This is a genomic window from Luteipulveratus halotolerans (assembly GCF_001247745.1).
GTDB classification, from domain to species: Bacteria; Actinomycetota; Actinomycetes; order Actinomycetales; family Dermatophilaceae; genus Luteipulveratus; species Luteipulveratus halotolerans.
Genome location: NZ_LAIR01000002.1, coordinates 3874763 through 3894995, shown reverse-complemented (window position 1 = coordinate 3894995; position 20233 = coordinate 3874763). Strand labels below are relative to the sequence as shown.

17 protein-coding genes are annotated in these 20233 nt (G+C 71.2%); 9 read left to right on the top strand and 8 right to left on the bottom strand.

Annotation, left to right across the window (positions count from 1 at the left end; genetic code table 11):
• Positions 1-41 precede the first annotated feature (41 nt).
• Positions 42-995: an NAD(P)-dependent alcohol dehydrogenase gene (locus VV01_RS19605; protein ID WP_050671369.1), complete on the top strand. Its 954-nt coding sequence runs from the start codon at positions 42-44 to the stop codon at positions 993-995.
• Positions 996-1175: 180 nt separating this feature from the next.
• Here VV01_RS19605 and VV01_RS19600 read toward each other — a convergent pair whose 3' ends face one another.
• Together VV01_RS19600 and VV01_RS19595 are read right to left on the bottom strand one after the other, a co-directional pair.
• Positions 1176-2087, bottom strand: a complete 912-nt coding sequence (locus VV01_RS19600) for a peptidoglycan-binding protein (RefSeq protein WP_050671368.1) — start codon at positions 2085-2087, stop codon at positions 1176-1178.
• 79 nt (positions 2088-2166) lie between these two features.
• Positions 2167-3066, bottom strand: coding sequence for a M23 family metallopeptidase (locus tag VV01_RS19595; RefSeq protein WP_050671367.1), 900 nt, complete (start codon positions 3064-3066; stop codon positions 2167-2169).
• 212 nt (positions 3067-3278) lie between these two features.
• Between VV01_RS19595 and VV01_RS19590 the strand changes: the two genes are divergently transcribed.
• From VV01_RS19590 to VV01_RS19580, 3 genes are all read left to right on the top strand, one after another.
• Positions 3279-4265, top strand: coding sequence for an NBR1-Ig-like domain-containing protein (locus VV01_RS19590; RefSeq protein WP_050671366.1), 987 nt, complete (start codon positions 3279-3281; stop codon positions 4263-4265).
• 248 nt (positions 4266-4513) lie between these two features.
• Positions 4514-4921 carry a YciI family protein gene (locus tag VV01_RS19585; RefSeq protein ID WP_050671365.1) on the top strand — a complete coding sequence of 136 codons (408 nt, stop codon included), beginning with the start codon at positions 4514-4516 and terminating at the stop codon, positions 4919-4921.
• A 3-nt stretch (positions 4922-4924) separates the two neighbouring features.
• Complete coding sequence (locus tag VV01_RS19580; RefSeq protein WP_050671364.1) at positions 4925-6070, top strand: RNA polymerase sigma factor; 1146 nt, start codon at positions 4925-4927, stop codon at positions 6068-6070.
• Between the two features lie 336 nt (positions 6071-6406).
• Here the strand turns inward: VV01_RS19580 and VV01_RS19575 are convergent, their stop codons facing one another.
• Together VV01_RS19575 and VV01_RS19570 are read right to left on the bottom strand one after the other, a co-directional pair.
• Positions 6407-6613 carry a hypothetical protein gene (locus VV01_RS19575; RefSeq protein WP_050671363.1) on the bottom strand — a complete coding sequence of 69 codons (207 nt, stop codon included), beginning with the start codon at positions 6611-6613 and terminating at the stop codon, positions 6407-6409.
• Positions 6614-6817: 204 nt separating this feature from the next.
• Complete coding sequence (locus VV01_RS19570; protein ID WP_050671362.1) at positions 6818-8113, bottom strand: MFS transporter; 1296 nt, start codon at positions 8111-8113, stop codon at positions 6818-6820.
• Positions 8114-8303: 190 nt separating this feature from the next.
• Between VV01_RS19570 and VV01_RS19565 the strand changes: the two genes are divergently transcribed.
• Positions 8304-8780, top strand: coding sequence for an AfsR/SARP family transcriptional regulator (locus tag VV01_RS19565; protein ID WP_050671361.1), 477 nt, complete (start codon positions 8304-8306; stop codon positions 8778-8780).
• Positions 8672-11254: a BTAD domain-containing putative transcriptional regulator gene (locus VV01_RS19560; protein ID WP_231635351.1), complete on the top strand. Its 2583-nt coding sequence runs from the start codon at positions 8672-8674 to the stop codon at positions 11252-11254. Before VV01_RS19565 ends, VV01_RS19560 begins: the two co-directional genes overlap by 109 nt.
• A 68-nt stretch (positions 11255-11322) precedes the next feature.
• Here the strand turns inward: VV01_RS19560 and VV01_RS19555 are convergent, their stop codons facing one another.
• The 4 genes from VV01_RS19555 to VV01_RS19540 form a co-directional block, all read right to left on the bottom strand.
• On the bottom strand, positions 11323-11733 hold the full coding sequence (locus VV01_RS19555) for a hypothetical protein (RefSeq protein WP_071606458.1): 411 nt from the start codon (positions 11731-11733) through the stop codon (positions 11323-11325).
• A gap of 194 nt (positions 11734-11927) precedes the next feature.
• Positions 11928-12521, bottom strand: a complete 594-nt coding sequence (locus tag VV01_RS19550) for a dihydrofolate reductase family protein (RefSeq protein WP_050671358.1) — start codon at positions 12519-12521, stop codon at positions 11928-11930.
• A gap of 191 nt (positions 12522-12712) precedes the next feature.
• A complete protein-coding gene (locus VV01_RS19545) occupies positions 12713-13186 on the bottom strand; it encodes a MarR family winged helix-turn-helix transcriptional regulator (protein ID WP_050671357.1) in 474 nt (157 codons plus the stop codon).
• 11 nt (positions 13187-13197) lie between these two features.
• Positions 13198-14277 carry an alkene reductase gene (locus tag VV01_RS19540; RefSeq protein WP_050671356.1) on the bottom strand — a complete coding sequence of 360 codons (1080 nt, stop codon included), beginning with the start codon at positions 14275-14277 and terminating at the stop codon, positions 13198-13200.
• A 136-nt stretch (positions 14278-14413) separates the two neighbouring features.
• Between VV01_RS19540 and VV01_RS19535 the strand changes: the two genes are divergently transcribed.
• The 3 genes from VV01_RS19535 (at position 14414) to fdh (ending at position 20231) form a co-directional block, all read left to right on the top strand.
• Positions 14414-15373, top strand: coding sequence for a patatin-like phospholipase family protein (locus VV01_RS19535; RefSeq protein WP_050671355.1), 960 nt, complete (start codon positions 14414-14416; stop codon positions 15371-15373).
• A 113-nt stretch (positions 15374-15486) separates the two neighbouring features.
• On the top strand, positions 15487-16773 hold the full coding sequence (locus VV01_RS19530) for an FAD-binding oxidoreductase (RefSeq protein ID WP_050671354.1): 1287 nt from the start codon (positions 15487-15489) through the stop codon (positions 16771-16773).
• A 128-nt stretch (positions 16774-16901) separates the two neighbouring features.
• On the top strand, positions 16902-20231 hold the full coding sequence (gene fdh / locus VV01_RS19520; RefSeq protein WP_231635285.1) for a formate dehydrogenase: 3330 nt from the start codon (positions 16902-16904) through the stop codon (positions 20229-20231).
• Positions 20232-20233 lie beyond the last annotated feature (2 nt).

Here is a 20233-nt window from a genome sequence, read left to right as displayed (position 1 = left end):
CGTACGGCGGAGGATCCTGGAGGCAGTGAAGGGAGCCGGCCATGCGCGCAGCCGTGTTCGACACCTACGGCCCACCCGACGTCGTCCGCGTCGAGGAGGTCCCGTCGCCACGACCGCACGCCTCGCAGGTGCTCGTCCGCGTCGTGGCGACCACCGTGTCGGTCGGCGACGCCCGCATCCGAGGGTCCCGCTTTCCCCGTGGCATGACCGCGCCCGCCCGCGCGATGTTCGGCGTACGCCGGCCGCGCCGTCACGTGCTCGGCGGCCCGTTCTCGGGTGTGGTCGAGGCCGTCGGGACCGACGTCGACGACTACGCGGTGGGTGACGAGGTGTGTGGCATCAGCCCGTTCAGGTCGATGGGCGCACACGCCGAACTCGTTGCAGTACAAGCGAATCGGCTGGCACGAAAGCCCGACGATGTTAGCCACGACGATGCGGCCGGCGTGCTGTTCGGGGGTACGACCGCGCTCACCTACCTGCGCGACAAGGCGTCCGTACGCCGCGGCCAGCACGTCCTCGTCAACGGCGCGTCGGGGGCGGTGGGCAGCAACGTCGTCCAGCTCGCGAAGTACTACGGCGCGACCGTCACCGCGATCACCAGCGCCACCAACCTCGACCTGGTCACGAGCCTCGGCGCGGACACCGTCGTCGACTACACCCAGACACCGCCGACGCAGATCGAGGGCGAGTACGACGTCGTGGTCGACACCGTCGGCAACGTCCCGGCCGCGACGTGGAAGCGCCTCCTCACCCCGGGCAGCGGCCTGCTCCTGCTCGTCGTCGCCGACCTGGCCACCACGATCCGCGCCACCGGCAACGTCAAGACCGGCCCGGCGTCCGAGCGCCGCGAGGACGTCGAGATGCTGCTGCGCCTGCTGGAGGCCGGGCGGCTGCAGGTCGTCATCGACAGCACCTACGACCTCGACCAGGTCGCCGAAGCGCACGCCCGCGTCGACACCGGCCACAAGGTCGGCAACGTGATGCTCCGTCCATGACGCACGCGGCCGGCGGAGCCCGGCGGTCGGCGTACACGCGACGAATCCCGTCTGTTCGGCAGCGCATGGACTGCCGGACAGACGGGACTCGTACGCAGGTCGCCTTGGTTTCGACACGGCCCTCGGTCAGCGCCTCGGACCGGCTCAACCCAGCGGGGTGCGGCTCAGCGGAGTGACCGGTCAGGACAGGAGTCGCTTCCAGGTCTCGGGGCCGGGGTAGCCGTCGGCGTCCTTACCGCGCCAGCCCTGAGCCTTCTGGAACGCCTGCACGTTGCGCCGGGTGTACTCGGTGAACAGCGTGCCCGCCTGGTAGCCGTCACCGTCGTTGTACTTGGTGTAGCCCTTGCGGATCAGACCCTGGTCGAGCGTCTTGACGGCCGGGTGCTTCTTGCCGATCTTGAACGCCGACCGGCCCGGGTACGCCGGCACGGTCGGGCCCCCGCCGCCACCGCCGAGCTTCTTGGCCATCTCGCGGTAGAGCTCCTGCCCACGCCCGTCGACCCAGCGGCCGAGCGGCCCGCCCGGGCACGCGGTGGCCGTGTGGTCCTGGTGGCCGGTGATCTTCAGCGCCTTCTTCTTGCCCATCGCGCCGTGCGAGTGGCGGTACAGCCACTCCAGCGACGCGAGCGCGGCGGCCGACGGCTTCTGGTTGCCGCTGATGTGCAGCTGGACGCCGATCGAGAAGTCGTTGGCGCCGTACGTCGCACCGGACTTGTAGTCGTACCCGCGGGCCTGAAAGATCTCGCCCTTCTGGGTGATGATGAAGTTGTAGAGGATGCCGGCGTTCTTGGGGTCGGCCTTGTGGTCGCGATCGATGCTGCGCGGCACCTGAGGTCCGCTGTCGCCGCCGCCCGTGGCGCCGTGGTAGTGCACGACGAAGTGGGTGATGGCGGCCTTGTTCAGCCGCGGCGGACCGCCGGCCTGCCAGCCGGCGAAGCCCCAGGCTGAGCGGCTGATGATCTTGTGGCTCGGCGCTGCGGACGACCACACGGCCGGTCCGGCGACAGCGGTGGCGGCCGCGCCGACCGTCCCGATGCCGGCGATCTGCAGCAGCCGACGACGGCTCAGCTGGGTGTTCTCGGTGGTGCTCATGACGTGCCCTCTCGTGGAAGTGGTGGGGCGCGGTGCCGCAGACCCTGACGTCCGCGGCACCGCGCTGCTGCGGGGTGGATCACTCGCGGGGGAGACCCTTGACGCCCTTGCTCTGCAGGAAGTCGTGGCCGTCGATCTGCTTGCCGCTGCGCTCCACCTGGAAGTGCAGGTGCTGACCGCTGGAGTTGCCCTGGTTGCCGACGTTGACCAGGTTCTGACCGGCCTTGACCTTCGTACCGCGCTTGAGCGAGGACGGCAGGTCCTTGGCGTACCAGTGGGCGTAACCCATCCGGATGCCGCCGCCGCAGTTGACCCACAGGTAGTTGGTGGAGCCGGTGACGCCGTACGCGTTGCGGTTGGCGTAGGTGCGGTTGATCGCGATGCTGTCGATGGTGCCGTTGCACGCCGAGCGGAACTTGCCGTTGAAGCCGGAGTAGTCGACGGCACCGTGGTAGCGGCCACTCGAGTAGTACGCCCGCGCCGTGATGACGGCCGACGACGGGACGGGCGAGGCCCACTTGCCGGACGGCGCCGGGTTGTGGCCACCGCCGCCGCCCTTGCCGATGCGGTGCGAGGCGTTGTTGTTGTAGACCGCGGCGGGCAGCTTGCCCTTGGCGCCGGGCTTCACGGTGACGGACCGACCGGCGTACCCGGAGTTGAAGTAGATGGTGACCGGCTTGTTGGTCTTGTTCCAGAAGCCGCCCGCGTCGTTCTTGATGCACTTGCCGTGGCCCTTGGCCTTGCCCTTGAAGTCGTAGCAGCTCGGCTGGGTCGTGCCGTAGTCGCCGACCGAGGAGGTGAAGTCGGACCAGGCGCCCTTGAGGTCGGAGTTGAAGTTGTAGCAAAACTCGCCCTTCTCACACTTGCCGTTGCGGTCGGCGGCCTGTGCGGCGGAGTGGCCCGACACCGCGGCGAAGCCGCCTGCCGTGAGAGCGAGAACGCCGAGGCCGGTGAGTGTGCGGTGCTTCATCGAACGCATGGGGTGGTTCCTTTCGGGTCGAGCCCGTCCGTGGCGGTCACGTCGAGCGGCTGGCAGGAACACTGACGACGGCCGGAGCCCGTCCGGCACCACCGAATGCGGTTCGGACGACAGCGGACGACGTCAGACCGCGTCATCTCGCGGGGAACACCACCGCTGTCAGATGCGTCAGACGCCAGGAATCCCGCCGATCTGACAGACGAGGTACGACGATGAGCAGCCCCAGCGCCGCCCGCACCGCCGCGATCGAGGAGTTCGTCGCGCGCCTGGTCCAGCTGCGCGAGGACGCCGGCCGACCGTCGTTCCGGACCATGGCTGTCCGCTCGGGCGCCATCTCGCACGCGACGATGCACGACGCGGTTCGAGGCGCCCGGATGCCCTCGTGGGAGACGACGGTCGAGTTCGCCAAGGCATGCGGAGCCGACCCGCGCACCCTGCGCGCCGACTGGAAGCGGATGGACTCCGTCGTACGCGCCGCGCAGGTCCGCAGCGGCCCTCAGTCCGTGGTCGTCCCCGAGCCGCAGGTGGGCGACCCGGCACCCGCCGCGCCTGCAGACATCGAGCCGGCACCCGCCGACCCCGCGCCCGACACCACGGCTTCGGGCACCGCGGCACCGGAGGCGCCCAGCGAGCCGGCCGGTCGGCGTTCGGTCTGGACGCTGGTCGGCGTCGCGCTCCTGGCCGCCGCGCTCACGCTCGTGGCATCGCTCGGCGTCTCGGCGCTCACGCGCGGCGACGGCCCGGCGCCCGCGGCGGCGTACATCGCACCGACCGCAGTGCCGACGGCCACGCTCGCAGGCGGCTGTCCCGGCAACGGTCGCACGACGGGCGCGCACATGCCGCGGGTCGCGGGTGACAAGGGCGCGTTCGTCAGTGATGTGACCGTGCCCGACTGCTCGACCCAGCCGCGTGGCCGGTCGATCGTGAAGACGTGGCGCCTCAAGAACGCGGGCTCGGTCGCGTGGACGGGCCGGTTCCTGCAGCGCATCAACTCCGGCGAGGGCTCACGCTCGTGCCGTGCCCCCGACCGCGTCGCGATCCCCGACACCGTCCCCGGCGCGACCGTCGACGTGTCGGTCACCGTCGCGACGCCACACCAGAGCGCCACCTGCTTCGCGCGGTGGATGCAGACCGACAGCCACGGCAACTTCACCTTCCCCGACCAGCGGCCGTACTACTACTCCTTCTTCGTGCGCTGAATCTCCCTCGCGGTCACCGGGTCTCGATACGGCTCGCCCGGGGGGCTCGCCTACTCGACCAGCGACATCGCTGGCGGAGGCCGTATCGAGACCTGCGCAGACCCCGCCGGTCGAGTAGGCCGGAGCGCTAGCGGAGGCCGTATCGAGACCCGCAAAATTCTTTCCGCGCGGGTGTCGAGAACGCGAGGATGGCTCCGTCCCCGGTACGAGATGCGGCACCGCGTCGCACCGGACACCAGGAGGAAGTCATGGCCAAGTACCTGCTGCTCAAGCACTACCGCGGCGCCCCGGCCGCCGTGAACGACGCCCCGATGCACGAGTGGACGCCCGAGGAGATCGACGCCCACATGCAGTACATGGCCGACTTCGCCCAGCGCCTGCAGGGCACCGGCGAGTTCGTCGAGGAGCACGCGCTCGCGATGGCCGGCACGTTCGTCCGCTACGACGGTGAGGGCAAGCCGCCGGTCACCGACGGGCCGTTCGCCGAGACCAAGGACCTCATCGCGGGGTGGATGGTCATCGACGTCGACTCCCAGGAGCGCGCGTACGCCCTGGCCGGTGAGCTGTCCGCCGCGCCCGGCAAGGACGGCAAGCCGATCCACGAGTGGCTCGAGGTGCGGCCGCTGCTCAGCGAGCAGCTCGTCAGCACCGACTGACGCATGGACGCCGACCGGCTGCGTGACCTGATCCCGCAGGTGATCGCCGTCGTCGTACGCCGGGGCGCCGACTTCGCGTCCGCCGAGGACGCCGTGCAGGACGCGCTCGTCCAGCTGCTGCGCACCGATGACGAGCCGCGCGACCCCAAGGGCTGGCTCGTCACGGTCGCGTGGCGCAAGTTCCTCGACGCGACCCGGTCGGAGTCGGCCCGGCAGGCGCGCGAGCTGCGGGTGCACACCGAGCCGCCGCCGGGTCAGGCCGTCGACGTGGACGACACGCTGCCGTTGTACTTCCTGTGCGCGCACCCGTCGCTCACGCCCGCGTCAGCGGTCGCACTGACGCTGCGTGCGGTCGGCGGTCTCACGACGAAGCAGATCGCCGAGGCCTACCTCGTGCCGGAATCGACCATGGCACAACGGATCTCGCGTGCGAAGCGCACGATCGGCGACCACCGCCTCGACGAGCCCGGCGACGTCGGTGTCGTGCTGCGCGTGCTCTACCTGGTGTTCAACGAGGGCTACTCCGGTGACGTCGACCTCGCGGCCGAGGCGATCCGGCTGACCCGTCGCCTGGCCGCGCAGCCCTCGCTCGCGGGTGAGCCCGAGGTGCGCGGCCTGCTCGCGCTGATGCTGCTGCACCACGCGAGGCGGGCGGCGCGTACGACGGCCGCGGGCGCGCTCGTACCCCTCGCCGAGCAGGACCGCACCCGCTGGGACACCGCGCTCATCGCCGAGGGCGTCGTCGTGCTGCGGGGCGCGCTCAGCCAGGGCAGGCCCGGTGAGTATCAGGCACAGGCGGCGATCGCGGCGCTGCACGCCGACGCGCAGACGGCGGACGAGACGGACTGGCCTCAGATCGTCGAGTGGTACGACGAGCTCGCCGCCCACACCGACAGCCCGGTGGTGCGGCTCAACCGGGCGGTCGCGATCGGCGAGGCCGACGGACCGGACGCCGGTCTGGCGGCGCTGGCCGAGGTCGACGAGGCGACACCGCGGCGGACGGCTGCGGCGGCGTACCTCACCGAGAAGGCGGGCGATCGGCGTACGGCTGCGCGGTTGTACGCCGAGGCCGCGGCTGCCGCGACCAGCGTCGCCGAGCGCGACCACCTCACGAAGCAGGCGGCCCGCCTGCGCCACCGCGCGGACTGAAGGCCGCTGCGCGCGTCAGCTGTCGGTCTGTGGAGCGCCGAGCGCAGAGCGCTCAAGCGCGGCCATACCGAGCGGCAGGCCGAGGACGAAGAGTGTGTTGAGTGCGATCACGAGCAGGCAAACCCCCAGGTTCATGACACCAGCGTGACAGGGGGAGGTGTCCAGGAGAAGAACAGCGGGCTATGGCAGTTCTCGCATCGAGAACGGCGACACGATCGCCCGGTTGCGTCGTCTCATCAGCCGTGGGGCACAGCCACGGGGCGTGCCGGGATGCGCTCGGCGGTCAGCTGGGGGAAGGCTGTTCGCCGGGCGTGCGCCCGGTCGCTCGGTGCTCGGTCAGGCGGCGGCCGAGCGATGTGCGCCAGCGGCGATGGCCGGCTCGGCGGCCGTGGTGATCTCGGTGGTGGTCGGCACCTCGGCGTCACGCGGACGCTCCTGAGGTGGCGACAGCGCGGTGCGTTCGAGCGCGGCCAGCCCCAACGGCAGCGCCATCATCACCGCGGTGTTGAGACCGATCAGCAGAAGACTTTCCCCCAGACTCATGCGCTTTAGCATGCCACCAGAGTGTCGACTTGAAAATACCTTAAATGTGACTTGAATCACTTTCTTCACGCCGGAGCGACCAGGTGTCGAGGGGTCAACGCCTCGGCCTTGAACGCGCGGTGAAGCGCGTACGAAACCTGTCTGGCCGGCAGTGCATGGAGTGCCGGACAGACAGGTTTCGTACGACGGGGCCGGCTCAGTCGGTCAGGCGGGCTGCCGCCGCGGCACGAGCATCACGATGACCGCAGCCGCGACCGACGCCAGGGCACACACCGCGAACAGCTCGCGGTACGCCGTCAGCGACGGCACCGCGAAGTGGCCGAGGATGACCGTGTCGGCGGCGAGGATGCTGCCGCCGATCGCACTGGCGAGCGAGCTGCCGAGGCTGCGGAACAGCGAGTTGAGCCCGTTGGCCGCCGCGATCTCGGACGGCGGCGTGTAGGCGTTGATCAGCGACGGGATCGCGGCGTAGCCGATGCCCGTACCGATGCCGACCACCGTCGCGCCGACGATGACCTGCCACAACGCGTCGGACAGCACGATGCGCATCAGCCAACCTGCCGCGACGATCACGGCACCGAGCGCCAGGGTGAACGGCGCACCGCGCACCTCGATCAGCCGGGCCGCGACGGGCGACAGCGCGAGCATCGCCAGACCGGAGGGCAGCAGCGCGAGCCCGCCGACGAGCAGGCTCGACCCGAACCCGTAGCCGCTCGACCCGGGCGCCTCGATGAACGACGCCGTGCCGATGAACGACGCGAACAGCGCGAACCCGAACAGGACCGACGCGAGGTTGGTCAGGATGATCGGGCGGCTGCGCAGCGCGGTGAGGTCGACGAGCGGGTCGGTGATGCGCAGCTGGGTCCAGCCGAACACGAGCAGGACGACCGCGGCGGCGGCGATCAGACCCCAGACGCGCAGCGAGCCCCAGCCCCCCTCGGCGCTCTGCGCGAGCGGGAGCATCAGGCAGACCAGACCGACCGCGAGCAGACCGGCACCGACGAGGTCGACCCGACCACCCGTACGGACCGTCGACTCGGGGACGACCGCGAGGATGCCGACGAACGTCGCGGCTCCTGCGGCCGTCGTGATCCAGAACAGCGCGTGGAAGTCGGCGTGCTCGGCGACGAAGCCCGCGAGCGGCAGGCCGAGAGCGCCGCCGACCCCGAGCATCGCGCTGATGAGCGCGACCGACGAGCCGACGCGCTCCTTGGGCATCAGGGTCGCGAGCAGGCTGATGCCCAGCGGGATCGCCGCGGCCGACGCGCCCTGGACGGCGCGGCCGACGATGAGCAGGGCGACGTTGTCGGTGAGCGCCGTGATCAGTGAGCCCACGGTGAGCGCGCCGATCGCGACGAGCAGCATCAGCCGCTTGCCGAACATGTCGCCCAGTCGCCCGAGGATCGGCACGGTCACCGCAGCGACGAGCAGGGTCGAGGTGAGCAGCCAGCTGACGGTGCTGGCGCTGGTGTCGAGCTCGGCCGGCAGCGTGCCGAGCACGGGCACCTCGACCAAGCCATGGGAGCCGTCTCGCCGCTGGACTGACGCGCTGGTCTAGGCTCGCCGCGGGTCCAGGACGTCCGTCCCCCTCGTGCGTGCGGGCCTGCCAGAGTCGGGGGACACGGCGAAGTTCTGGCGTCCCACCTGCTCTCCTGTCCCACGGGCGCGACCTGCTCAGGAGACCTCGGCCATGCGCGTACGCGTCCTCGGACCAGTCGCGGTGTACGACGGCACGGCCTGGCAGCGTCTCGGCGGCACCAAGCTCGGAGCCGTCCTGTCCCGGCTCACCGCAGCGCAGGGCGGTGTCGTCTCGGTCGACCAGCTGATCGCCGACACCTGGGGTGACCGCGCGCCGCGCAGTGCGACGACCCAGATCCACGGCTACGTGCTGCGCCTGCGCCGGATGCTCGACGACCGCGAGGGGCGGCTGCTCGCGACGGTCCCGCCCGGTTACCGGCTCGACCTCACCGCCGACGACGTGGACGCTGCGGCGTTCCGGGTCCTGGCCGAGCGGGGCACGAGAGGCTGCGCGGCGGCGATCACGTCGAGGCCGCCCGGCTGCTCGCCGAGGCCCTCGACCTGTGGGACGGCGCATCGGCGTACGACGACGTGCCCGCGCGGGACGCCGTCCGTGCCGAGGTCGACCAGCTCGCCGAGGTGCGACTGACCGCGCTGGAGGCACGCGTCGAGGCCGACATCCGGTGCGGGCGCCATCGTGAGCTGGTGAGCGAGCTGCGCCGCCACATCACCGAGACGCCGTTGCGCGAAGAGCTGTGGCGCCAGCTGATGGTGACCCTGTGCCTGAGCGAGCGGCCGGCGGAGGCGCTGCAGGAGTACCAGCGACTGCGCACCACGCTCGTCGACGAGCTCGGCATCGAGCCGGGCCCGACCCTGCAAGAGCTGCACCGGCAGGTCCTCGCCGGCGAGGCGCTGGTCGTGACGCCCGCTCCCGCCGACCAGGTGCCCGCGCCGCTCTCGCCGACCTCGCCGCCCGAACCCCCGCCGCCGCTGTCGGTCCAGGTGCACCCCGTCCACCAGCTGCCCGCCGACGTCCCCGACTTCACCGGTCGGTCCGGACAGCTCGACCTCGTCCTGCACCAGCTGCGCCGTTCGGAGGCCGATGACCGTGCGCGGGTCGTCGTCATCCATGGCGCGCCCGGCACGGGCAAGTCAACGCTCGCGGTCCGCTGCGGACGTGCGCTCGCCGACGACTACCCCGACGGCCAGCTCTACCTCGACCTGTCGGGTACGGCGGCGTGCCCGCGGCGGCCGGAGGATCTGCTGGCCGAGGTGCTCAGCGCGTTCGGGGTGACCGGCACGGCCGTACCGCCGGGGCTCGAGGCGCGCGCCGCGCTCTACCGCTCGCTGATGACGCAGCGTCAGCTGCTGCTCGTGCTCGACGACGCGGGCTGCTCCGAGCAGGTCGAGCCGCTCATGCCGCCGCCCGGTCACGGCGCGCTGCTCGTGACGACGCGCTGGCAGCTGGCCGACCTCGTGGGTTCGCACACCGTCGACCTGCACCACCTGTCCGAGGCCGAGTCCATCGACCTGCTCGGGCGCATGATCGGCACCGAGCGCGTCGAGCGCGAGCCCGACGAGGCCGCCGCGATCGCCCGGGCCTGCGACCACCTGCCACTCGCCCTGCGCATCGCCGGCGGCCGGCTCGCGAGCCGCCCGTCGTGGTCGCTGCGGGTGCTGCGTACCCGTCTGGAGGACGAGTCCGGTCGCCTCACCGAGCTGCGGCTCGGCAGCCTCGGCGTACGGGCCAGCCTCGAGCTGAGCGTGCGCCAGCTGCCCGCCGACGCCCTCCGCGCGTTCAGGCTGCTCGGCCTCATCGGCCCGCACACCGTCCCCGGCTGGGTCGTGGGTGCGCTGCTCGGCCGCCGCCCCGACCACGTCGTCGACCAGCTCGTCGACGCCAACCTGCTGCGCCTCATGAGCTCGGACGTCAACGGCCAGCCGCGCTACCGCCTGCACGACCTGGTGCGCGCGTACGCCGTCGAGGACGCCGAGCACATCCCTCTGGCCGACCGACGTGCGGCCGTCGAACGGCTGCTCGCCACCTGGCTGGACATCGTCGACCGTGTCGTCGAACGCCTGCCTCCGAGCCTGGCGCAGCCGCCGTGCGGTGTCGCGCCTCGGATGTCTCTGCCGGGGGACGAGGTCGAGACGCTGTTCGACGACCCGGTCCACTGGTTCGACGCCGAGCGGCTCGCACTCCTGGGCGCCATCGAGCTCGCGGCCGAGTGGCAGCTCGGCGACGCGTGCTGCGAGCTCGCCGCCAGCGCCGCTCCCTACTTCGACCACCGCGCCCTCCTGGAGGACTGGACGCGCAGCCACGAGATCGCGCTGCGGGTGTCGCAGGACCACGTCGTCGGGCAGGCGATGCTGCGCCGCGGCCTGGCCCAGGTGCAGATCTACCGCGACGACTTCCCCGACGCGATCGCCAACCTGCGCCGAGCCGCGACGCTGTTCACAGCCGCGGACGACACCCTCGGCATGGCTCTGTCCGTCGCCGGCCTCGCCACCATCGACCGGTTCCTCGGCCGCTACGACACCGCCGAGACCTACCTGCGTGAGGCACTCGACCTCGCGATCGCCGCTGACGACGGCCGGCACCTGGAGGCGCAGCTGCGCAGTGCGTACGGGATGCTCCTGCTCGCGCAGGGCCGACCGGTCGAGGCCAGGCCGTGGTTCGACCAGGCCCTGATGATGTGCGTCGACCTCGGTGACGAGCACCGCGAGGCCGTCGTGCTGCGCGAGGTCAGCCGGCTGCACCACCAGCTCGACGACTCCGACACGGCCCTCGCCTGCCTCGACCGGGCGCTGGAGATCCTCACGGTCCTGCGCGACGACCGCTGCATCGCCTACACCCTCGTCCGTGCCGGGCAGATCCACGTCGACCGACGTGATGTCGTCCGCGCCCAGATGAGTCTGACGGGCGCGGCGCGGCTGTTCCGTCGCCACAGCACCCGCGGTGACGAGGCCGAGTGCTGGCGCCTGCTCGCCCAGCTGGAGGCCGACACCGGCGACGTGGCCGCGGCGTCGTCGTACCTCACCCGCACCGCCGAGCTGTGGCGTTCGATCGGTGCGGACGAGCAGGCCGACGAGGCCGAGGCGGCGTTGCACGCGTTGCCCTGACCGGCGGCCCGCCTCCCGGCCAGGGAGCACGGGAGGCGGCCCTCGTGCCGCCGGTCAGGAGTCAGTGGTCAGCCGCAGTGCGTGTCACGCGCGATGAAGCGGCTGCCCGAGATCTCGCCGCCCCAGTCGATGCAGTGACCGGCCGACGGGTCGGAGTAGACCGGGCCGGCGTACGACGAGTACGAGCCCTCGTCGTCCCCGTCCCACGTGCTGTGCGACGACAGCCCGACGACCGCGACCATCCAGACCTTGGCGCCGGCCGTGTTGCGCACGGTGACCACACAGTTCCTGGTGCCGTTGTAGGTCAGGAAGACCGTGCCGCCCGTGACGGCGTGCTGGTCGACGACCCGATAGCCGCTTCCGCAGACGCCGTTGTAGGTCGCGGCCGACGCCGACTCGGCGCCCAGACCGACCATGCCCGCACCGATCGCGCCCGCTGCGAACAGCGTCGCCCCGGCCTTCTTCATCCGTGAACCCATCGTGCCCTCCCGAGTGTGTGTTCCCCTGCCCGCCGGACCGTCCCCTCAGGCAGTCCGGCGGGTCGGCTGTGAACCGATGGGACCACCGTGGCGGGCAGGGCTACATCGGCACGACATCCGAGATCGCTCTCAGGAGGGGTGACCCTTGCCAGCACGAATGCGCTTGGAACGCAACGGAATTCGTCGTACGACGGTCAGCGCCGCCAGGTCACGTGGGTGACCTCCGGCGTCGTACGGCTCGACACCGGCTTCAGCTCGATCTCGCCGACGCCGTCGAAGATGCGCACGCCGTCGCCGACCGTGATCGGCAGGATGTGCAGGCTGAGCTCGTCGATCAGGCCGGCCCTGAGGTACTGGTTGATCGTCGTCGCGCCACCCATGACCGCGACGTCGCGGTCGCCCGCTGCCTCACGCGCCCGAGCGAGCGCAGACTCGATGCCGTCGGTGACGAAGTGGAACGTCGTACCGCCCTCCGTCTCGATCGGCGCGCGCTCACGGTGGGCGAGCACGAAGACGGGAGCGTGGTACGGCGGGTCGTCTCCCCACCAGCCTTTCCAGTCCAGGTCCCAGTCACCGCGATCGGGCCCGAACATGTTGCGGCCCATCACGAAAGCACCCGCGTCGACGATCGCGTCGACCTCGGCCTGATGGTCGGCGGTGCGCTCGAACATCCAGACGTCCATGCGCTCGCCGATCTGGTTGCCGAACGGACGCTCCTTCGTCTGGTGATGGCCCGCAGCAATGCCGTCGAGCGAGACCGACAGGTTGGCGCACACGCGTTGACTCATGGACCTACCTCCACAGACCGGGCGGCCGGGCGCCGCCCCTCATGATCACCACGAACGGCGGTCGCCGGTTGCGACAACGCGGACATGGCCGTTCTCGCGGGGTTCGGGGCCGCGGACGCGGCAACGGGTGTCGAAATGCGCGGTATGGCGCGCATTCCGACACCCGCGGTGAGGGAAGGACTGCCCCCGCGTCAGGCCTCGGGCGACGGCGAGCAGCTGTCGCCCCGGTCGCGCACGCGTCGTTCGATGGCGGTCGCCAGCTCGACGAACGCCGTCTGGTCCTCGGAGGTCATGCCCTCGGTCGTACGCCGGTCCAGCTCGGCCCACGCCTGCTCGACGCGTTGCTCGAGAGCTCGGCCCGCATCGGTGAGCGTGACGACGGTGACCCGGCCGTCCTGCGCGCTGCGAGCCCGCGTGACCAGGCCGGCGTCCTCGAGCCGCCGGACGGACTTGGCGATCGTGGAGTGGTCGACCGCGAGCGCCTCGCCGAGCTGACGCTGAGAGCGACCGTCGTGGTCCCACAGCTCCATGAGCAGGATCTCCTGACCGGGGTGCAGGCCGAGGTCACGCAGCAGGCAGGCCATCATCGCCCGGTGCGCGCGAGCGACCACGAAGATCGCGTTGCTGACCGGGTGCCGGTCGCAGACGCGCTCGCCGTCGCTCATGGCAGGTCCTCTCAGCTGGTGGTCAGCGCAGGGTAGTCGACGTAGCCCTCGTCGCCGCCGCCGAAGAAGCTCGCGCGGTCGGGTTCGTTGAGGTCGGCCCCTGTGCGCAGCCGGTGTGCCAGATCGGGGTTCGCGAGAGCGCGAGCGCCGATGCTCACCACGTCGGCCAGGCCCGCGTCGACGTCGTCGGCGATGGTGTCGCGGTCACGGCCGGGACGGTTGACGATCAGCGTGGTGGGCCACAGCTCACGGATCTCCTTGAGGAAGGCGTCGTCACCGTGGTGCATCACGTGCAAGTACGCCGGTCGCAGCGGTGCGATGCCGGCGATCAGGTGCCGGTAGACCTCGCGGCTCGTCTCGCCCTCGTCGATGCCGGCGTGGTCGACGCCACCCTCAGCCGGGGCCGGCGAGATGCGGATCGCGGTGCGGGCGGCGCCGATCTCGTCAACGACCGCACGGACCACCTGGATCGCGAACTGCGCTCGTGCTGAAGGAGATCCGCCGTACTCGTCGGTGCGCGCATTGGACGCCTCGGCGAGGAACTGCTGCACGAGATATCCGTTGGCCCCGTGGATCTCGACCGCGTCGATGCCGGCGTCGACGGCCCGTCGGGCGGCCTGTCGGAAGTCGTCGACGGTCGCCCGGACCTCGTCGGTGGTGAGGGCACGCGGTTCGGGGGCGTCCTTCATCCCCTCGGCCGTGAACATCTGAGTACCGGACGCGATCGCCGACGGCGCGACGGACTGGCGGCCGTGCGGGGTGTTGTCCGGGTGCGAGAGCCGGCCGGCGTGCATCAGCTGGACGACGAGGTGGCCGCCCTCGGCGTGCACGGCATCGGCGACCTCGCGCCAGCCGCGGACGTGCTCGTCGGTGTGCAGTCCGGGCGTGAGGAGGTAGCCCTGACCGTCCTCGCTGGGCTGTGTGCCCTCGGTGATGAGCAGGCCCAGCGATGCGCGCTGGGCGTAGTAGCGGGCTGCCGACGGGCCGGGTGTGCCGTCGGGGAGTGCGCGGTCGCGGGTCATCGGAGCCATCGCGAGGCGGTGCGGCAGCTGCATCGCTCCCACGGTCGTCGGGGTCCAGAGGAGGGTCATCGGCCAGTCCTTCCATAGATGTGTTGCCAGCCACCAGATATATCTGTGGTCGGCCACCTTTTATTCCAGGACCCTGCGACCCGCCCTCCGACGACGGGCGTACTCTCGCCTCCGGCCACACCTGTAGGGAGGAATCGTGCCCGTCGAGGCGAAGCGAGATCACGCCGTGCTCCGTGCGATCCAGGAGCGCATCCGGGCCGGCAGCACACCCACCGCACGCACCGACGGGATGCGGGTCGTGCTCTCCATCGAGGGCGGCGGCAACCGCGGCGTCATCGCCGGCGGCATGGCTGCCGTGCTCGACGAGGCCGGGCTGCTGCCGGCGTTCGACGCGGTCTACGGCTCGTCCGCGGGCACGCTCACCGCGGCGTGGCTGCTCAGCGGCCACATCGACGCCGGGCTGGAGGCGTGGACCGACCCACCGTCGTACGCCCGTGCGACCCGGCGCACCAACGTCCTGCACGGCCGCCCGCCGTACGACGTCGAGTGGCTGATCGAGACCTACTACGACCAGACGCTGGGCCTGGACGCCGACGCGATCCTCGCCAACCCGATCAGCCTGCACCCGCTCGCCACCGACGCCGCCACGGGCGCGTCGTGCGACCTCGGCCCGCTCGTCCACGACAAGGCGTCGCTGCACCTCGCGATGCGCGCGAGCTCCGGACTGCCGATCCTCGCCGGGCGACCGCTGGCGTTCGGCGGTCGCCGCTTCCTGGACGCCGGCCTGTCCGAGTCGATCCCGCTCGACACCCCGATCGCGGCCGGCGCCACCCACGTGCTCGCGCTCGCGACGCGTCCGCGCGGCAGCCTGTCCAACGACTCACGTGCGGTGCAGTGGATCACCGACCGGTGGATGCGCCGGCACGCGCCCGGAGCCCGAGAAGCCTTCTTGCAGCGCAACTCTCGCGCCGGAGAGGTCGCCGCACGCCTCGAGCAGTACGCCGTCGACGCCTCGACCGACCCGGCCGTCCTCACGGTGCGACCGGGCGAGCAGTCACCGCACGTCGGTCGCGGCGAGACCGACCCGGCTGCGATGCGCGGTGGCGCCGACGCCGGGGTCGACGCGATGCGACGGGTCATCGCCCACCTCGGCTGACCCGGTCCGCCCGGACACCTCGCCTGTCCTGACGGACATCTGCGCAGGAACGGAGATGAGTCCGGGCGCGCGGTGCGCCACGCTGGAGGCACTCTTCGGCGAAGGAGCCTTCCGTGGTGGATCTGCTGCAGCCCGACGACGCCGGGTACGACGACGCCCGCCAGGTCTGGAACACCATGGTCGACCGTCGGCCGGCGGTGATCGCCCGGTGCGGTGGCGTCGACGACGTGCGTGCCGCGCTGGCGTACGCCCGCGAGCGCGGCCTCGAGGTGGGCGTGCGCTGCGGAGGACACAGCATCGTCGGCCACGCCGTTCCTGACGGCGGCGTGATGCTCGATCTGACGCCGATGGGCTCCGTGCGCGTCGACCCCGAGCGCCGTCGGGCGTGGGTCCAGGGCGGTGCGCTGCTCGGGGCTCTCGACGCCGCGACGCAGCCTCACGGTCTCGCCACGACGGCCGGCAACGTCTCGCACACGGGTGTCGGCGGGCTCACGTTGGGCGGCGGAATGGGTTGGCTCGCAAGGAGATTCGGGCTCTCGTGCGACAACGTGGTCGCATTCGAGATGGTGACCGCGTCGGGTGAGGTGGTGCGGGCCTCGACCGACGACAACGCCGAGCTCGCCTGGGGTCTGCGTGGTGGCGGAGGCAACTTCGGCGTGGTCACCGAGTTCGAGTTCGCTCTCCACGACACGGGCACGCAGGCCTTGAGCGTCGAGCTGGACTTCGCCGCCGAGGCCGCGACCGGCGTACTCCGCACCTGGCGCGACCTCAGCGCCGAGGCGCCACGCGAGGCGACGTACGCCGCCACCGTCGCCGGCGGTGTGGCGACCCTCGGGTTCGTGTGGGTGGGCGACGTCGACGCCGGGCAGGCACACGTCGAGCGGCTGCGGGCGCTGGGGACGCCGACCGCCCGGAGGGTCGTGCCGCAGTCGTACGTCGACCTGCAGCGTCGTGACGACATGACGCGCGGCCACACGTTCCGGCGCTACTGGAAGGGCCACTACTTCCGCGAGCTGTCCGACGGGGTGATCGACGCGTTCGTCGCCCATCACCCCGAGGTGGGCGCGAGCCTGCAGCAGTACGGCGGTGCGATCGCTGACGTGGCCGACGACGCGACGGCGTTCAGCCAGCGCGATGCGGCGTTCGAGTACGTCGGTGCCGCGCGCTGGACCGACCCCGCCGAGGACGAGCAGCGCATCGCCGACGCGCGCGAGTCCGCGGCACGATTGTCGCCGTACGCGTCCGGGGTCTATGTCAACGCGCTCGCCGACGAGGGCGCGGCCGGCCTGACGCGGGCGTACCCGCCGGCCAATCTCGACCGGCTGCGCGCGCTCAAGACGCAGTGGGACCCGGACAACGTGTTCCACCTCAACCAGAACATCCCGCCCGCCGCCGGCTGAGCCGCCGAGCCCAGCGTCCCTTTGAGGAAGCGTGAGCTGGTGATCACGCTTCCTCATATTGAGCTGCACAGGACAGCCGGTCGCGGGGGTCTGGTCCGGGCCGCGGTCGCGTGGTTAGGCTCGGGCGCATGGTGTGGAGTCCTCTGGAGTGGCCGGTGCTCCGGCAGCTGCGCTCCGGTGACCGCTACGGCCGAGGACCAGCCGTGCAGTCCGCGCACACCCGCGCGACGCAGCCGCGTACGGCCACCGCCGACCGGGCCGTGCAGAGCATCTGCCCGTTCTGCGCCGTCGGGTGCGGGCAGAAGGTCTACGTCAAGGACGAGAAGGTCGTCCAGATCGAGGGCGACCCCGACTCGCCGATCTCGCGCGGACGCCTGTGCCCCAAGGGCTCGGCGAGCGAGCAGCTGGTCAACTCGCCCGGGCGCCAGACACAGGTCCTCTACCGCGCGCCGGGTGCGAGCGACTGGGAGCGCCTCGACCTCGACACCGCGACCGACATGATCGCCGACCGCTTCGTCGAGTCGCGTCGCCGCACCTGGCAGGACCACGACGAGCACGGTCGGCCGCTGCGCCGCACGATGGGCATCGCCTCGCTCGGGGGAGCCACCCTCGACAACGAGGAGAACTACCTCATCAAGAAGCTGTTCACGGCGGCCGGCGCGATCCAGATCGAGAACCAGGCGCGTATTTGACACTCCGCCACAGTCCCCGGTCTGGGGGCTTCCTTCGGACGCGGTGGAGCCACACAGCCGCTGCAGGACATGGCCAACGCCGACTGCATCGTCCTCCAGGGCGGCAACATGGCCGAGGCGCATCCTGTGGGATTCCAATGGGTTTCGGAAGCCAAGGCGCGCGGGGCCCGCGTCATCCACGTCGACCCGCGCTTCACGCGTACGGGCGCCGTCGCTGACAAGCACGTCCCGATCCGCGTCGGCACCGACGTCGCACTGCTCGGTGGGCTGATCAACTACGTCCTCACCCACGACAAGTGGTTCCACGACTACGTCGTCGCCTACACCAACGCGGCCACGATCATCAGCGAGGACTTCCGCGACACCGAGGACCTGGGCGGCCTGTTCTCCGGCTTCGACCTCGAGACCGGCCAGTACGACCACAGCACCTGGTCGTACGCCGACGGCGACTCCACGCCCGATCCCAGCTCAGAGCACGGCGCCAGCAAGGCGGCGCGCGCGGCAGGTGACACCCACGGCAGCGGCGGCCCGCCGATCGGCCAGGGGCACGTGCACCGCGACGAGACGTTGCAGCACCCGCGCACGGTGTTCCAGATCCTCAAGCGGCACTACTCGCGCTACACGCCCGAGATGGTCCGCGACCTGTGCGGCATCAGCCTCGACGACTTCGACTACCTCGCGCGCTCGGTCACCGACAACTCCGGCCGCGAGCGGACGACGTGCTTCGCGTACGCCACCGGCTGGACCCAGCACACGCTCGGCGCGCAGTTCATCCGCACCGCCTCGATCCTGCAGCTGCTGCTCGGCAACATCGGGCGCCCGGGCGGCGGCATCATGGCGCTGCGCGGCCACGCCAGCATCCAGGGCTCCACCGACATCCCGACGCTGTTCAACCTGCTGCCCGGCTACCTGCCGATGCCCAAGGCGGGCGAGCACGACACGGTCGAGGACTACCTCACCAAGGTGCACTCCAAGCAGGAGAAGGGCTTCTGGGCCCACGCCGACGCCTACACCGTGAGCCTGCTCAAGGCCTGGTGGGGCGACGCCGCCACCGCCGAGACCGGTTGGGCGTACGACTACCTGCCGCGCCTGTCCGGTCCGCACGGCACCTATCAGACCGCGATGGGCATGCTCGCCGACGAGGTCGAGGGCTACTTCGTGCTCGGCCAGAACCCCGCGGTCGGCTCGGCCAACGGGCGGATGCAGCGGCTCGGTATGTCCCACCTGAAGTGGCTGGTCGTGCGCGACCTCAACATGATCGAGTCCGCCACCTGGTGGAAGGACGGCCCCGAGATCGCCTCGGGCGAGCTGCGCACCGAGGACATCGACACCGAGGTGTTCTTCCTGCCGGCGGCCACGCACGTCGAGAAGGCCGGCTCGTTCACGCAGACGCAGCGGCTCGTGCAGTGGCGCCACCAGGCGGTCGAGCCGCCGGGCGAGTGCCAGAGCGAGCTCGACTTCTTCTACGAGCTGGGCCGACGCATCCGCGCGCGCCTCGCCGACTCCACCGACCCGCGCGACCGGCCGCTGCTCGACCTCACCTGGGACTACCCGACCGACGACCTCGGTCGCCCCGACCCCGAGTCGGTGCTCGCCGAGATCAGCGGCCGCCACATCAGCGGGCCGGACGCCGGCAAGCCGCTGTCGTCGTACACCGAGATGAAGGCCGACGGCTCGACCATCGGCGGGTGCTGGATCTACACCGGTGTCTACGCCGACGGCCACAACCAGGCGGCCAACCGCGAGCCGAACGGTGGCCCCAATCCTGTTGCGCCGCAATGGGGTTGGGCGTGGCCGGCCAACCGTCGCCTCATCTACAACCGCGCGTCGGCCGACCCCGAGGGCCGGCCGTGGAGCGAGCGCAAGAAGTACGTGTGGTGGGACGACGAGCAGTCGAGGTGGGTCGGCGACGACGTGCCCGACTTCCCCGAGACGCTCGCACCGTCGGCGCGGCCGGAGCCGGGCATCGGTGGGCCAGAAGGACTTTCGGGCGACGACCCGTTCATCATGCAGTCCGACGGCAAGGGCTGGCTGTACGCCCCGACCGGCCTGGTCGACGGTCCGCTGCCCACGCACTACGAGGCGCAGGAGTCTCCGGTCACCAACCTGCTCTACCCGCAGCAGCAGAACCCGGCCCGCCTGGTCTACCCGCGCGAGGACAACCTCGGAGCCCCGAGTGGTGACGAGTTCGGTTCTGACGTCTACCCGTTCGTGTTCACGACCTACCGGCTGACCGAGCACCACACGGCCGGCGGCATGAGCCGGTGGCTGCCCTACCTGTCCGAGCTGCAGCCCGAGCTGTTCTGCGAGGTGTCGCCGGCGCTGGCCGCCGAGCGCGGTCTGGAGCACGAGGGCTGGGCGACGATCATCTCGCCGCGAGCGGCCATCGAGACGCGGGTGCTCGTGACCGACCGGATGCGCCCGCTGCCCGTCGGCGGGCACACGGTGCACCAGATCGGCCTGCCCTACCACTGGGGTGTCGGCAACGACGCGATCGTCACCGGTGACGCCGTCAACGACCTGATCGGCGTCGCGCTCGACCCCAACGTGCAGATCCAGGAGTCCAAGGTCGGCTCGTGCGACATCGTCCCCGGCCGTCGCCCGCGCGGTGCCGCGCTGGAGCAGCTGGTCGAGTCGTACCGTGAACGCGCCCGCGTCACCGTCCGCACCGGCAGCAAGCACGTGACCGACCCGGAGCGTGAGGGTGTCGCTGAGCCGGGCGACCGTCGTACGGACGGGGCCGGTCGTACGGACGGGAAGGAGTAGCG

What these genes read in the sequence shown, in the direction of transcription:
- VV01_RS19605 (WP_050671369.1), top strand. Translation starts at nt 42, where the DNA reads ATGCGCGCAGCCGTGTTCGACACCTACGGCCCACCCGACGTCGTCCGC.
- VV01_RS19600 (WP_050671368.1), bottom strand. Translation starts at nt 2,087, where the DNA reads ATGAGCACCACCGAGAACACCCAGCTGAGCCGTCGTCGGCTGCTGCAG.
- VV01_RS19595 (WP_050671367.1), bottom strand. Translation starts at nt 3,066, where the DNA reads ATGCGTTCGATGAAGCACCGCACACTCACCGGCCTCGGCGTTCTCGCT.
- VV01_RS19590 (WP_050671366.1), top strand. Translation starts at nt 3,279, where the DNA reads ATGAGCAGCCCCAGCGCCGCCCGCACCGCCGCGATCGAGGAGTTCGTC.
- VV01_RS19585 (WP_050671365.1), top strand. Translation starts at nt 4,514, where the DNA reads ATGGCCAAGTACCTGCTGCTCAAGCACTACCGCGGCGCCCCGGCCGCC.
- VV01_RS19580 (WP_050671364.1), top strand. Translation starts at nt 4,925, where the DNA reads ATGGACGCCGACCGGCTGCGTGACCTGATCCCGCAGGTGATCGCCGTC.
- VV01_RS19575 (WP_050671363.1), bottom strand. Translation starts at nt 6,613, where the DNA reads ATGAGTCTGGGGGAAAGTCTTCTGCTGATCGGTCTCAACACCGCGGTG.
- VV01_RS19565 (WP_050671361.1), top strand. Translation starts at nt 8,304, where the DNA reads ATGCGCGTACGCGTCCTCGGACCAGTCGCGGTGTACGACGGCACGGCC.
- VV01_RS19555 (WP_071606458.1), bottom strand. Translation starts at nt 11,733, where the DNA reads ATGGGTTCACGGATGAAGAAGGCCGGGGCGACGCTGTTCGCAGCGGGC.
- VV01_RS19550 (WP_050671358.1), bottom strand. Translation starts at nt 12,521, where the DNA reads ATGAGTCAACGCGTGTGCGCCAACCTGTCGGTCTCGCTCGACGGCATT.
- VV01_RS19545 (WP_050671357.1), bottom strand. Translation starts at nt 13,186, where the DNA reads ATGAGCGACGGCGAGCGCGTCTGCGACCGGCACCCGGTCAGCAACGCG.
- VV01_RS19540 (WP_050671356.1), bottom strand. Translation starts at nt 14,277, where the DNA reads ATGACCCTCCTCTGGACCCCGACGACCGTGGGAGCGATGCAGCTGCCG.